This is a genomic window from Erwinia sp. B116, assembly GCF_002865965.1.
Lineage (GTDB): Bacteria > Pseudomonadota > Gammaproteobacteria > Enterobacterales > Enterobacteriaceae > Erwinia.
In genome coordinates this window covers 1-13935 of record NZ_JRZZ01000063.1, presented here as the reverse complement: position 1 = coordinate 13935, position 13935 = coordinate 1, and the positions used below count along the sequence as shown (strand labels likewise).

9 protein-coding genes and 1 pseudogene are annotated in these 13935 nt (G+C 53.9%); all 10 read left to right on the top strand.

What is annotated here, in order from left to right; all coding sequences use genetic code 11:
* Window positions 1-189, top strand: a pseudogene (gene tuf, locus NV64_RS21745) (elongation factor Tu); the annotation flags it as partial.
* 267 nt (window positions 190-456) lie between these two features.
* Entirely contained in the window at window positions 457-840 is a 384-nt protein-coding gene (gene secE / locus NV64_RS21740) for a preprotein translocase subunit SecE (RefSeq protein WP_056234878.1), read from the top strand.
* Window position 841: 1 nt separating this feature from the next.
* Window positions 842-1387 carry a transcription termination/antitermination protein NusG gene (gene nusG / locus NV64_RS21735; RefSeq protein ID WP_056234880.1) on the top strand — a complete coding sequence of 182 codons (546 nt, stop codon included), beginning with the start codon at window positions 842-844 and terminating at the stop codon, window positions 1385-1387.
* 195 nt (window positions 1388-1582) lie between these two features.
* Entirely contained in the window at window positions 1583-2011 is a 429-nt protein-coding gene (gene rplK, locus NV64_RS21730; protein ID WP_034828899.1) for a 50S ribosomal protein L11, read from the top strand.
* 3 nt (window positions 2012-2014) lie between these two features.
* Window positions 2015-2719 (top strand): 50S ribosomal protein L1, encoded by a 705-nt coding sequence (gene rplA, locus NV64_RS21725; RefSeq protein WP_056234883.1) that lies wholly within the window; start codon window positions 2015-2017, stop codon window positions 2717-2719.
* 421 nt (window positions 2720-3140) lie between these two features.
* On the top strand, window positions 3141-3638 hold the full coding sequence (rplJ, locus tag NV64_RS21715) for a 50S ribosomal protein L10 (protein ID WP_056234885.1): 498 nt from the start codon (window positions 3141-3143) through the stop codon (window positions 3636-3638).
* Window positions 3639-3701: 63 nt separating this feature from the next.
* Entirely contained in the window at window positions 3702-4067 is a 366-nt protein-coding gene (gene rplL, locus NV64_RS21710; RefSeq protein ID WP_056234886.1) for a 50S ribosomal protein L7/L12, read from the top strand.
* Window positions 4068-4408: 341 nt separating this feature from the next.
* Window positions 4409-8437, top strand: a complete 4029-nt coding sequence (rpoB, locus tag NV64_RS21705) for a DNA-directed RNA polymerase subunit beta (RefSeq protein ID WP_056234888.1) — start codon at window positions 4409-4411, stop codon at window positions 8435-8437.
* Window positions 8438-8580: 143 nt separating this feature from the next.
* Window positions 8581-12804 carry a DNA-directed RNA polymerase subunit beta' gene (gene rpoC, locus NV64_RS21700; protein WP_056234892.1) on the top strand — a complete coding sequence of 1408 codons (4224 nt, stop codon included), beginning with the start codon at window positions 8581-8583 and terminating at the stop codon, window positions 12802-12804.
* A gap of 83 nt (window positions 12805-12887) precedes the next feature.
* On the top strand, window positions 12888-13935 hold a 1048-nt coding region (locus NV64_RS21695; RefSeq protein WP_101506764.1), incomplete at its 3' end, for a DUF1176 domain-containing protein.

The following is a 13935-nucleotide window of genomic DNA, read 5'->3' as shown; positions in this document are numbered from 1 at the left end:
TTCCGTACAACTGACGTGACCGGTACCATCGAACTGCCAGAAGGCGTAGAGATGGTAATGCCAGGCGACAACATTCAGATGGTTGTTACCCTGATCCACCCAATCGCGATGGACGACGGTCTGCGTTTCGCCATCCGTGAAGGCGGCCGTACCGTGGGTGCAGGTGTTGTTGCTAAAGTTATCGCTTAATCGCTGATAATATTTGACGCAACGCACGAGAAAAGGGCATCATTTGATGCCCTTTTTCTACGCTGTAACATAGAACCTGGCTCATCAGTGATTTTCGGTCATAATCATTGCTGAGGCAGGCTCTGTAGCACGGCGTAAAAACCCATAATTTTCAAGCATGTCTTGAGATTAATGGCTATGCCGGGTGGTGCCTTTGCACATTATTCGGTTCGGTTGCCTCGTTTTGCGGGGCAAAAGTGTTTCTGATTTATTCTGGCAGGTTGGTTTATGAGTGCTAATACCGAAGCTCAAGGGAGCGGACGCGGCCTGGAAGTGATCAAGTGGTTAGGTGTGGCAGTACTGCTGATCGCTGCTATCGTCGGCAACTATTATTATCGCGGCGTGACTCTGCCGCTGCGCGCGCTGGCCGTCGTTGTTCTGATCGCAGCCGCAGCAGGCGTTGCCCTGCTGACCATCAAAGGCAAAGCAACACTGGCTTTCGCCCGTGAAGCCCGCACTGAAGTTCGCAAAGTCATCTGGCCTACTCGTCAGGAAACGTTGCACACCACGTTAATCGTTGCCGCGGTAACTGCCGTGATGTCACTGATTTTGTGGGGGCTGGATGGCATTCTGGTCCGTCTGGTATCGTTTATCACTGGCCTGAGGTTCTAAGATGTCTGAAGCCCCAAAAATGCGCTGGTACGTCGTTCAGGCGTTTTCCGGTTTTGAAGGCCGCGTATCGCAGTCGCTGCGCGAGCATATCAAATTACACAATATGGAAGAGCTGTTTGGCGAAGTCATGGTTCCAACCGAAGAAGTGGTTGAGATCCGTGGTGGCCAGCGCCGCAAAAGCGAGCGCAAGTTCTTCCCGGGCTATGTGCTGGTGCAGATGGTCATGAACGATGCCAGCTGGCACCTGGTGCGCAGCGTGCCACGCGTGATGGGCTTTATCGGTGGTACCTCTGACCGTCCGGCGCCGATCAGCGATAAAGAAGTTGACGCGATCATGAACCGTCTGCAGCAGGTTGGTGACAAGCCACGTCCTAAAACGCTGTTTGAGCCGGGTGAACTGGTTCGCGTTAGCGATGGTCCATTTGCGGACTTCAACGGCGTGGTGGAAGAAGTCGACTACGAGAAAAGCCGCCTGAAAGTATCTGTTTCCATCTTCGGCCGTGCTACGCCGGTTGAGCTGGACTTCGGTCAGGTTGAGAAAGGCTAATCCCCTTTGCGCGCAGTGCGAAAAATCGCGCTGTGCGGCATAAAATTTACACAATTGTCCTGAACGGATGGTTGCGAAAGGCGCGAAATTGCACTATTATTTCGCGCCTTTTGTTTTTACACGCTGGCAACGGCGGGTAAATATTAATCACGGGGAGCTTCTCACGAAGCGTTATCACCCAATAGAGGAATTATCATGGCTAAGAAAGTACAAGCCTACGTTAAGCTGCAGGTTGCAGCTGGTATGGCAAACCCGAGCCCACCGGTTGGTCCAGCTCTGGGTCAGCAAGGCGTTAACATCATGGAATTCTGTAAAGCGTTTAACGCCAAAACAGAATCCCTTGAGAAAGGTCTTCCAACTCCGGTTGTGATCACCGTTTACTCTGACCGTTCTTTCACCTTCGTTACCAAAACCCCTCCTGCAGCAGTACTGCTGAAGAAAGCGGCTGGTATCAAGTCTGGTTCTGGCAAGCCGAACAAAGACAAAGTAGGTAAAGTATCCCGTGCTCAGGTACGTGAAATCGCAGAAACCAAAGCTGCGGACATGACTGGTGCTGACGTTGAAGCGATGACTCGCTCAATCGAAGGTACTGCTCGTTCCATGGGCCTGGTTGTAGAGGACTAAGAAATGGCTAAGCTGACCAAGCGCATGCGCGTGATCCGTGACAAAGTTGATTCAACTAAACAGTATGACATCAACGAAGCTGTTGCTCTGCTGAAAGAACTGGCTACTGCCAAGTTCGTTGAAAGCGTTGACGTAGCGGTAAACCTGGGCATCGATGCTCGTAAATCTGACCAGAACGTGCGTGGTGCAACTGTACTGCCACACGGTACTGGCCGTTCCGTTCGCGTTGCCGTATTTGCCCAGGGCGCAAACGCTGAAGCTGCTAAAGCAGCCGGCGCTGAGCTGGTAGGTATGGAAGATCTGGCTGACCAGATCAAAAAAGGCGAAATGAACTTCGACGTGGTTATCGCATCTCCTGATGCAATGCGCGTTGTTGGCCAGCTGGGTCAGGTTCTGGGCCCACGCGGTCTGATGCCAAACCCGAAAGTCGGTACTGTAACCCCTAACGTTGCTGAAGCAGTGAAAAACGCTAAAGCGGGTCAGGTTCGTTACCGTAACGACAAAAACGGTATCATCCATACCACTATTGGTAAGGTTGACTTCGATACCGATAAGCTGAAAGAAAACCTGGAATCCCTGCTGGTTGCGCTGAAAAAAGCAAAACCTTCTCAGGCGAAAGGCGTTTTCATCAAGAAAGTTAGCCTGTCCACCACCATGGGTGCTGGCGTGGCAATCGATCAGGCTGGCCTGAACGCTGCTGCTAACTAATCTGCTTTACGTGGGCTAAATTTTCATCTAGAATCTTTGGCCCATTGTTCTGTTATTATGCAGAACTTCTAATCGAGTCATTCGAGTTGTAGCAAAGCGGCAACTGAGTGAATCCACAGGTGCGTAGTTCACTACGTGACTGGGGTGAATGAAGGCAGCCAACGCAGCGGCAGCTTGAAGGACGATGTATTAGACAGATTTTTAGGTTGGAGCCAGGCCTATCCTGGCCTCCGTCCAAGACCGCAGGTGTTTCGCAAGAGACTTAATTTCCTGCGTAGACGGTGACAGAACCAAAAGAATATTTTTATAGTCTTTGCTGGATCTGCTCACCGTGTTTTAGCGCCTGGCCGTGGTAACACGGTTCAGGTGAAGTGAGTTCCGGGGAAATTCATCTCCGGCTAAAATCCAGGAGCACAAGCTAATGGCCTTAAATCTTCAAGACAAACAAGCGATTGTTGCTGAAGTCAGCGAAGTAGCCAAAGGCGCGCTGTCTGCGGTAGTTGCGGATTCTCGTGGCGTTACCGTAGACAAAATGACCGAACTGCGTAAAGCAGCTCGTGAAGCTGGCGTAGTGATGCGTGTTGTTCGTAACACCCTGCTGCGTCGCGTTGTTGAGGGTACTCAGTTTGAGTGCCTGAAAGACACCTTCACCGGTCCTACCTTGATTGCATATTCTATGGAACACCCGGGCGCTGCTGCTCGTCTGTTCAAAGATTTCGCGAAAGCGAATGCAAAATTTGAGGTTAAAGCTGCGGCCTTTGAAGGCGAGCTGATCAGTGCGGCTCAGATCGACCGCCTGGCAACTCTGCCTACCTACGATGAAGCAGTTGCACGCCTGATGGCAACCATGAAAGAAGCCGCTGCCGGCAAACTGGTTCGCACTCTGGCTGCTGTTCGCGATCAGAAAGAAGCTGCTTAATCAGCCTTTCTTTTCACGTTCATTTGCTTACGTATAAACTTTTTCTGAATTTAGGAACACGAAATGTCAATCACTAAAGACCAAATCATTGAAGGCGTTGCAGCTCTGTCTGTAATGGAAATCGTTGAACTGATCGCCGCTATGGAAGAGAAGTTCGGCGTGTCTGCTGCTGCAGCTGTTGCTGTTGCTGCTGGCCCGGCAGAAGCTGTTGAAGAAAAAACTGAGTTCGACGTTGTACTGAAAGCTATCGGCGCTAACAAAGTTGCCGTGATCAAAGCAGTACGTGGCGCAACTGGTCTGGGCCTGAAAGAAGCCAAAGACCTGGTTGAGTCTGCACCTGCTGCCCTGAAAGAAGGCATCAGCAAAGACGACGCAGAAGCTCTGAAGAAATCTCTGGAAGAAGCTGGCGCAGAAGTTGAAGTTAAATAAGCCAACCTTCCAGGTTGCAGCTTGAGTCTGACATTACGTTAGCTCAGGCTGATGGCTGGTGACTTTTTGGTCACCAGCCTTTTTGCGCTCTATAGCATCAATGGTCTTTCACACTGTTTAGCCATTGATTAGCTTAATATCTTTCTCTATCGACGACTTAATATACTGCCATCCCTCCATGGGCTCCCCGCCCGGAAAGCGGCAATGAAATGGTTTAAGCGTGATAGAAAGAGGTATTACAAAAGGCGTTCTGCCTTTTGCACAACACAAAACAGCGTTGCATGAACTGTCCCCTCTGGACGGACAGAAAGGTTCTACTTTTCAGCGAGCTGAGGAACCCAATGGTTTACTCCTATACCGAGAAAAAACGCATTCGTAAGGATTTTGGAAAACGTCCACAAGTACTGGACATTCCTTATCTCCTTTCTATCCAGCTTGACTCGTTCCAGAAGTTTATCGAGCAAGATTCGGAAGGTCAGTATGGTCTGGAAGCAGCATTCCGTTCCGTATTCCCGATCCAAAGCTATAGCGGTAACTCTGAGCTGCAGTACGTCAGCTACCGTTTAGGCGAACCTGTCTTTGATGTGAAAGAGTGTCAGATTCGTGGCGTCACGTACTCTGCACCGCTGCGCGTTAAACTGCGCCTGGTGATCTACGAGCGCGAAGCGCCGGAAGGCACCGTTAAAGATATCAAAGAACAAGAAGTATACATGGGCGAAATCCCGCTCATGACTGACAACGGTACCTTTGTGATCAATGGTACCGAGCGCGTTATCGTTTCTCAGCTGCATCGTAGCCCTGGTGTCTTCTTCGACAGCGATAAGGGTAAAACCCACTCGTCGGGTAAAGTGCTGTATAACGCACGTATCATCCCTTACCGCGGTTCATGGTTAGACTTCGAGTTCGACCCGAAAGATAACCTGTTCGTCCGTATTGACCGTCGCCGTAAACTGCCTGCGACCATCATTCTGCGCGCGCTGAACTACACCACCGAACAGATCCTTGACCTGTTCTTCGATAAAGTGGTGTACCAGATCCGTGATAATAAGCTGCAGATGGAGCTGGTCCCGGAACGCCTGCGCGGTGAAACTGCGTCCTTCGATATCGAAGCGAACGGCACCGTTTACGTCGAAAAAGGTCGTCGCATTACTGCGCGTCATATTCGCCAGCTGGAAAAAGATGACGTTCAACACATCGAAGTTCCGGTTGAATACATCGCGGGCAAAGTCGTTGCTAAAGATTACATCGACGAAAGCACCGGTGAGCTGCTGGTTGCGGCGAACATGGAGCTGTCGCTGGATCTGCTGGCTAAACTGAGCCAGTCCGGTCACAAGCGCATCGAAACGCTGTTCACCAATGACCTGGACCACGGTTCGTACATGTCCGAAACCGTGCGCGTCGACCCAACCAACGATCGCCTGAGCGCGCTGGTTGAGATCTACCGCATGATGCGTCCTGGTGAGCCACCGACGCGTGAAGCGGCTGAAAACCTGTTCGAGAACCTGTTCTTCTCAGAAGACCGCTACGACCTGTCTGCGGTGGGTCGTATGAAGTTCAACCGTTCTCTGCTGCGTGATGAGATCGAAGGTTCCGGTATTCTGAGCAAAGACGACATCATTCAGGTGATGAAGAAGCTGATCGGGATCCGTAACGGTATTGGCGAAGTGGATGATATCGACCACCTCGGCAACCGTCGAATTCGTTCCGTTGGCGAAATGGCTGAAAACCAGTTCCGTGTTGGTCTGGTGCGCGTTGAGCGTGCGGTTAAAGAGCGTCTGTCCCTGGGCGATCTGGACACCCTGATGCCTCAGGACATGATCAACGCCAAGCCAATCTCGGCCGCGGTGAAAGAGTTCTTCGGTTCCAGCCAGCTGTCACAGTTTATGGACCAGAACAACCCGTTGTCTGAGATCACGCACAAGCGTCGTATCTCTGCACTGGGCCCGGGCGGTCTGACGCGTGAGCGTGCAGGCTTCGAAGTTCGAGACGTACACCCGACTCACTACGGTCGCGTATGTCCAATCGAAACGCCGGAAGGTCCAAACATCGGTCTGATCAACTCCCTGTCCGTGTACGCACAGACTAACGAGTATGGTTTCCTGGAAACCCCATACCGTCGCGTGCGCGATGGCGTGGTGACCGACGAAATTCATTACCTCTCTGCGATTGAAGAGGGTAACTACGTTATCGCTCAGGCTAACACCAACCTCGACGACGAAGGTCACTTCGTAGACGACCTGGTGACCTGCCGTAGCAAAGGCGAGTCGAGCCTGTTCAGCCGCGATCAGGTTGACTACATGGACGTATCCACCCAACAGGTGGTTTCCGTCGGTGCGTCACTGATCCCGTTCCTGGAACACGATGACGCCAACCGTGCATTGATGGGTGCAAACATGCAACGTCAGGCCGTACCAACCCTGCGCGCGGATAAACCGCTGGTAGGTACAGGTATGGAGCGCGCGGTAGCGGTTGACTCCGGCGTAACTGCCGTAGCGAAACGTGGTGGTACCGTACAGTACGTTGATGCATCCCGTATCGTTATCAAAGTTAACGAAGACGAGATGTACCCTGGCGAAGCCGGCATCGACATCTACAACCTGACCAAGTACACCCGTTCGAACCAGAACACCTGCATCAACCAGATGCCATGCGTGAACCTGGGCGAACCGATTGAACGTGGCGACGTGCTGGCTGACGGTCCTTCAACCGACCTCGGCGAACTGGCTCTTGGCCAGAACATGCGCGTAGCGTTCATGCCGTGGAACGGCTACAACTTCGAAGACTCCATCTTAGTCTCCGAGCGCGTAGTACAGGAAGACCGCTTCACCACCATCCACATCCAGGAACTGGCGTGTGTCTCTCGTGACACCAAGCTGGGGCCGGAAGAGATCACCGCTGACATCCCTAACGTGGGTGAGGCTGCGCTCTCCAAGCTGGATGAGTCTGGTATCGTTTATATCGGTGCAGAAGTGACCGGTGGCGACATTCTGGTTGGTAAGGTAACGCCGAAGGGTGAAACTCAGCTGACGCCAGAAGAGAAGCTGCTGCGTGCGATCTTCGGTGAGAAAGCGTCTGACGTTAAAGACTCTTCCCTGCGCGTGCCTAACGGCGTGTCAGGTACCGTTATCGACGTTCAGGTCTTCACCCGCGATGGCGTAGAGAAAGACAAGCGCGCGCTGGAAATCGAAGAGATGCAGCTGAAGCAGGCGAAGAAAGACCTGTCTGAAGAGCTGAAGATCCTCGAAGCGGGCCTGTTCAGCCGTATTCAATACCTGCTGGTTGCCGGCGGTGTGGAAGCGGACAAACTGGACAAGCTGCCTCGCGAGCGCTGGCTGGAACTGGGCCTGACCGACGAAGAGAAACAGAACCAGCTGGAACAGCTGGCTGAGCAGTACGACGAGCTGAAGCACGAGTTTGAGAAGAAACTTGAAGCCAAGCGCCGCAAAATCACTCAGGGCGATGACCTGGCACCAGGCGTGCTGAAAATCGTTAAAGTGTATCTGGCCGTTAAACGTCAGATCCAGCCTGGTGACAAGATGGCAGGTCGTCACGGGAACAAAGGTGTTATCTCCAAGATCAACCCGATCGAAGATATGCCATACGATGAGAACGGTACGCCGGTCGATATCGTACTGAACCCGCTGGGCGTTCCATCGCGTATGAACATCGGTCAGATTCTTGAAACCCACCTGGGTATGGCTGCGAAAGGCATCGGCGAGAAAATCAACGCCATGCTGAAGAAGCAGGAAGAAGTGTCCAAGCTGCGTGAGTTTATTCAGCGCGCCTACGATCTGGGCACCGACGTGCGTCAGAAAGTTGACCTGAACACCTTCACCGACGACGAAGTGCTGCGTCTGGCAGAGAACCTGAAAAAAGGTATGCCAATCGCCACTCCGGTGTTTGACGGCGCGAAAGAGAGCGAGATCAAAGAGCTGCTGCAGCTCGGCGGCCTGCCTTCTTCTGGCCAGATCACCCTGTTCGACGGTCGTACCGGTGAGCAGTTCGAGCGTCAGGTTACCGTTGGCTACATGTACATGCTGAAACTTAACCACCTGGTTGATGACAAGATGCATGCACGTTCTACCGGTTCCTACAGCCTGGTTACTCAGCAGCCGCTGGGTGGTAAGGCGCAGTTCGGTGGTCAGCGCTTCGGTGAGATGGAAGTATGGGCACTGGAAGCATACGGTGCCGCATATACCCTGCAGGAAATGCTGACCGTGAAGTCTGATGACGTTAACGGCCGTACCAAGATGTATAAAAACATCGTTGACGGCAACCATCAGATGGAACCGGGCATGCCAGAATCCTTCAACGTACTGTTGAAAGAGATTCGCTCGCTGGGTATCAACATCGAGCTGGAAGACGAGTAATCACTCCCCCACCTTCGGGATGCACGTCGCTAACGCGCCGGCAGCCTGAAACCGGGGGGTACTCGCACTTGCTGTACTGGTTACAGGGCGCCCGGGTCACTCCGGGCGTTTCTGAGAAGTCTCACTCCGACGGGAGCTAATCCGTGAAAGACTTACTTAAGTTTCTGAAAGCACAAACTAAGACCGAAGAGTTTGATGCGATCAAAATCGCGCTGGCATCGCCAGACATGATCCGTTCATGGTCTTTTGGTGAAGTTAAGAAACCAGAAACCATCAACTACCGTACGTTCAAACCAGAACGTGACGGCCTTTTCTGTGCGCGTATTTTCGGGCCGGTAAAAGACTATGAGTGCCTGTGCGGTAAGTACAAGCGCCTGAAACACCGTGGTGTGATCTGTGAGAAGTGTGGCGTTGAAGTTACACAAACCAAGGTTCGCCGTGAGCGCATGGGCCACATTGAGCTGGCTTCCCCGACTGCGCACATCTGGTTCCTGAAATCGCTGCCTTCGCGCATCGGTTTACTGCTGGATATGCCGCTGCGTGATATCGAACGTGTGCTGTACTTCGAATCTTACGTGGTGGTTGAAGGCGGTATGACCAACCTCGAAAAGCGCCAGATCCTGACTGAAGAGCAGTATCTTGACGCGCTGGAAGAGTTTGGTGATGAATTCGACGCCAAAATGGGTGCGGAAGCGATCCAGGCCCTGTTGAAAAACATGGATCTGGAGCAAGAGTGCGAGCAGCTGCGTGAAGAGCTGACCGAAACCAACTCCGAAACCAAGCGTAAAAAGCTGACCAAGCGTATCAAGCTGCTGGAAGCGTTCGTACAATCTGGTAACAAGCCAGAGTGGATGATCCTGACCGTGCTGCCGGTACTGCCACCGGATCTGCGTCCGCTGGTTCCGCTGGACGGCGGTCGTTTCGCGACATCAGATCTGAACGATCTGTACCGTCGTGTGATCAACCGTAACAACCGTCTGAAACGCCTGCTGGATCTGGCTGCGCCAGACATCATCGTACGCAACGAAAAACGTATGCTGCAGGAAGCGGTCGATGCGCTGCTGGATAACGGCCGTCGCGGTCGTGCGATCACCGGTTCGAACAAACGTCCTCTGAAATCTTTGGCCGATATGATCAAAGGTAAACAGGGTCGTTTCCGTCAGAACCTGCTGGGTAAACGTGTAGACTATTCAGGCCGTTCGGTTATTACCGTAGGTCCATACCTGCGCCTGCACCAGTGTGGTCTGCCGAAGAAAATGGCACTGGAGCTGTTCAAACCGTTCATCTACGGCAAGCTGGAGCTGCGTGGTCTTGCTACCACCATCAAAGCCGCTAAGAAAATGGTTGAGCGTGAAGAAGCTGTCGTCTGGGATATCCTGGATGAAGTGATCCGCGAACACCCGGTCCTGCTGAACCGTGCACCAACCCTGCACCGTCTGGGCATCCAGGCGTTTGAGCCAGTACTGATCGAAGGTAAAGCGATTCAGCTGCACCCGCTGGTTTGTGCGGCATACAACGCCGACTTCGATGGTGACCAGATGGCTGTTCACGTACCGCTGACGCTGGAAGCCCAGCTGGAAGCGCGTGCGCTGATGATGTCGACCAACAACATCCTGTCGCCTGCGAACGGTGAGCCAATCATCGTTCCTTCTCAGGACGTTGTACTGGGTCTGTACTACATGACACGCGACTGTGTTAACGCCAAAGGCGAAGGCATGGTGCTGAGCGGTCCGAAAGAAGCTGAGCGTATTTACCGCGCCGGCCTCGCGTCTCTGCACGCTCGCGTTAAGGTGCGTATCACCGAACATGAGAAAGACGATCAGGGCGTCTGGACCTCTAAAACCAGCCTGATCGACACCACCATTGGTCGTGCGATCCTGTGGATGATCGTGCCAAAAGGCCTGCCTTACTCTATCGTCAACCAGGCGTTAGGTAAGAAAGCGATCTCTAAGATGCTGAACACCTGTTACCGCATCCTGGGCCTGAAACCAACGGTTATCTTTGCTGACCAGACCATGTACACCGGCTTTGCCTATGCGGCACGTTCAGGTGTGTCTGTCGGTATCGACGACATGGTGATCCCAGCGAAGAAAGTGGAAATCATCACCGAAGCGGAAGCGGAAGTGGCTGAGATCCAGCAGCAGTTCCAGTCTGGTCTGGTTACCGCTGGCGAACGCTATAACAAAGTGATCGATATCTGGGCTGCGGCCAACGAACGCGTTGCGAAAGCGATGATGGAAAACCTCTCTACAGAAGCCGTGATTAACCGTGACGGTGAAGAAGAGAAGCAGGTTTCCTTCAACAGCATCTTTATGATGGCCGACTCCGGTGCGCGTGGTTCTCCGGCACAGATTCGTCAGCTGGCGGGTATGCGTGGTCTGATGGCCAAGCCAGATGGCTCAATCATCGAAACGCCAATCACCGCGAACTTCCGTGAAGGTCTGAACGTACTCCAGTACTTCATCTCGACCCACGGTGCGCGTAAAGGCCTTGCGGATACCGCACTGAAAACCGCGAACTCCGGTTACCTGACCCGTCGTCTGGTTGACGTGGCGCAGGATCTGGTGGTGACCGAAGACGATTGTGGTACCCACGAAGGTATCATGATGACCCCGGTTATCGAAGGTGGTGATGTTAAAGAGCCACTGCGTGAGCGCGTTCTGGGTCGTGTGACCGCAGAAGACGTGATCAAGCCAGGTACCGCTGACATCCTGCTGCCGCGCAACACGCTGCTGCATGAAGCCCAGTGTGATCTGTTAGAAGAACACTCTGTTGACAGCCTGAAAGTGCGTTCCGTAGTAAGCTGCGAAACTGACTTCGGCGTGTGTGCGCACTGCTACGGTCGCGACCTGGCACGTGGTCACATCATCAACAAAGGTGAAGCGATCGGTGTTATTGCGGCCCAGTCAATCGGTGAGCCGGGTACCCAGCTGACGATGCGTACCTTCCACATCGGTGGTGCGGCATCTCGTGCGGCTGCGGAATCCAGCATTCAGGTGAAGAACAAAGGTACCCTGAAACTGATCAACGCCAAGTCGGTAACTAACTCCGCTGGCAAGCTGGTGATCACCTCGCGTAACGTTGAACTGAAAATGATCGACGAATTTGGTCGTACCAAAGAGAGCTATAAAGTTCCTTATGGTGCCTCCATGGCGAAAGGTGACGGTGAGCAGGTTGCAGCGGGTGAGACCGTCGCAAACTGGGATCCACACACCATGCCGGTTATCACCGAAGTGAGCGGTTTCATTCGCTTCACCGACATGATTGACGGCCAGACCATTACCCGCCAGACGGACGACCTGACCGGTCTCTCCTCGCTGATCATTCTGGACAGTGCTGAACGTACTGCCGGTGCGAAAGATCTGCGTCCGGCGCTGAAAATCGTTGATGCCAACGGTAATGATGTCCTGATCCCTGGCACCGACATGCCTGCGCAGTACTTCCTGCCAGGTAAAGCGATCGTGCAGCTGGAAGATGGCATCAAGATCAGCTCGGGTGATACCCTGGCGCGTGTTCCGCAGGAATCTGGCGGTACCAAGGACATCACCGGTGGTCTGCCACGCGTTGCTGACCTGTTCGAAGCCCGTCGTCCGAAAGAGCCAGCTATCCTGGCGGAGATCAGCGGTATTATCTCCTTCGGTAAAGAGACCAAAGGTAAGCGCCGTCTGGTGATTACTCCGGTTGATGGCAGCGAACCTTACGAAGAGATGATTCCGAAATGGCGTCAGCTGAACGTATTCGAAGGTGAGCGCGTGGAACGCGGTGACGTGGTTTCCGATGGCCCTGAGTCTCCACATGACATTCTGCGTCTGCGTGGCGTGCATGCGGTGACCCGTTACATCACTAACGAAGTGCAGGAAGTTTACCGCCTGCAGGGCGTTAAGATTAACGATAAGCACATTGAAGTTATCGTTCGTCAGATGCTGCGTAAAGCGACCATCGAAAGCGCGGGAAGCTCTGACTTCCTCGACGGTGAGCAGGTTGAGTTCTCACGCGTGAAGATCTCCAACCGCGATCTGGAAAACAACGGCAAAATCGCAGCGACCTATGCCCGCGATCTGCTGGGTATCACCAAGGCGTCCCTGGCAACCGAGTCGTTCATCTCTGCGGCTTCGTTCCAGGAAACCACGCGCGTACTGACCGAAGCAGCCGTTGCGGGCAAACGCGACGAACTGCGCGGCCTGAAAGAGAACGTGATCGTTGGCCGTCTGATCCCAGCCGGTACCGGTTACGCTTATCATCAGGATCGTATGCGTCGTAAAGCCGCGGGCGAAGCCCCGGTTGTACCGCAGGTGACCGCAGATGAAGCTTCTGCCAGCCTGGCTGAACTGCTGAACGCCGGTCTCGGCGGCGGCAACGACGAGTAATCGTCGCTCAGTTATGGCATAGTAAAAACCGCTCTCCGGAGCGGTTTTTTTTTGCTTATGGAAAAGTAATTCGGGATAAAACAATGAAAAAAATAAAGTTATTATTGGCCGCGCTGGGCCTGGCGATGACTGCGCCGCTGCTGGCGGCAGAGAACAGCCAGGTACCGCTGCAGAAGGTGTTTAAACAGTGGCAGGTTACCTGCAACAATGTTAACGACTGCGACGTGCGTAATATGGATGAAGGGCTGCGGATTATTATCGCACGTCAGGCCGGGCCGCAGGGCGCGGTGTCGCTGCGTTTTCAGGGGTTTGGCAATGACGACCCGCAGGGGGTCTGGCTGGACGGGCAGCGCTGGAACAGCGAGCTGAGCTTCTCAAAGGCCGCTGAGGATGACTTAAACGTGGCCAGCACGGACAGCCTGGCGACCGTGCAGCGGTGGGTGCAGGCAAGTAAGAATGCCCTGAAGCTGTCGCTGGCACCGAACGGCGATGCGGCCTCGCTCAGCGGCCTGAACGCAGCGCTGCTGCTGGTGGATGAGCGTCAGGGGCGGCTGAATAATCAGACCGCGCTGCTGAAGGTTGGCAATAACGAACCAGACCAGGTACCGGCCCGGCCACGGCCGCCGGCGTTCAGCTTTACGCCGCCGAAGGTGGTGGCGCTGACCAACGCGCAGGCGCTGATTGACGGTGCGATCAAAGCCAACCTGCCGCTGCTGCAGAAAGAGGGCTGTGAGCCGGACGCAGAAAGTCGCGAACGCAGTGAGGCGCAGCCGCTGAACGCTCAGCAGGCGCTGGTGATGATCAACTGCGGGCTGGGTGCCTATCAGTCCTCCAGCATGCTTTTTATCAGTGACCGTGCTGATGCCACCCGCTCAACGCAACTGACGCTCTCGCTGCCGGTAGCGGGCGAATCGGGCCAGCCGGAACGTCTGAGCTGGTTTACCGAGGGCGGCTACGATCCTGCCGCCGGTGAACTGTACTTTTCAGGACGCGGGCGCGGCATTGCCGACTGCGGCCATAACGGCAGCTGGAAGTATGACGGTAAGGATTTTCATCTGGCCAGCTATAACAACCAGCCGTCCTGTAACGGCGGTGAGCCGGGTGACTGGCCGTCGTTGTGGGTGAGCGAAG

Excerpts from the sequence above, each read along its gene's own strand:
- secE (WP_056234878.1), top strand. The coding sequence starts at position 457 with ATGAGTGCTAATACCGAAGCTCAAGGGAGCGGACGCGGCCTGGAAGTG.
- nusG (WP_056234880.1), top strand. The coding sequence starts at position 842 with ATGTCTGAAGCCCCAAAAATGCGCTGGTACGTCGTTCAGGCGTTTTCC.
- rplK (WP_034828899.1), top strand. The coding sequence starts at position 1,583 with ATGGCTAAGAAAGTACAAGCCTACGTTAAGCTGCAGGTTGCAGCTGGT.
- rplA (WP_056234883.1), top strand. The coding sequence starts at position 2,015 with ATGGCTAAGCTGACCAAGCGCATGCGCGTGATCCGTGACAAAGTTGAT.
- rplJ (WP_056234885.1), top strand. The coding sequence starts at position 3,141 with ATGGCCTTAAATCTTCAAGACAAACAAGCGATTGTTGCTGAAGTCAGC.
- rplL (WP_056234886.1), top strand. The coding sequence starts at position 3,702 with ATGTCAATCACTAAAGACCAAATCATTGAAGGCGTTGCAGCTCTGTCT.
- rpoB (WP_056234888.1), top strand. The coding sequence starts at position 4,409 with ATGGTTTACTCCTATACCGAGAAAAAACGCATTCGTAAGGATTTTGGA.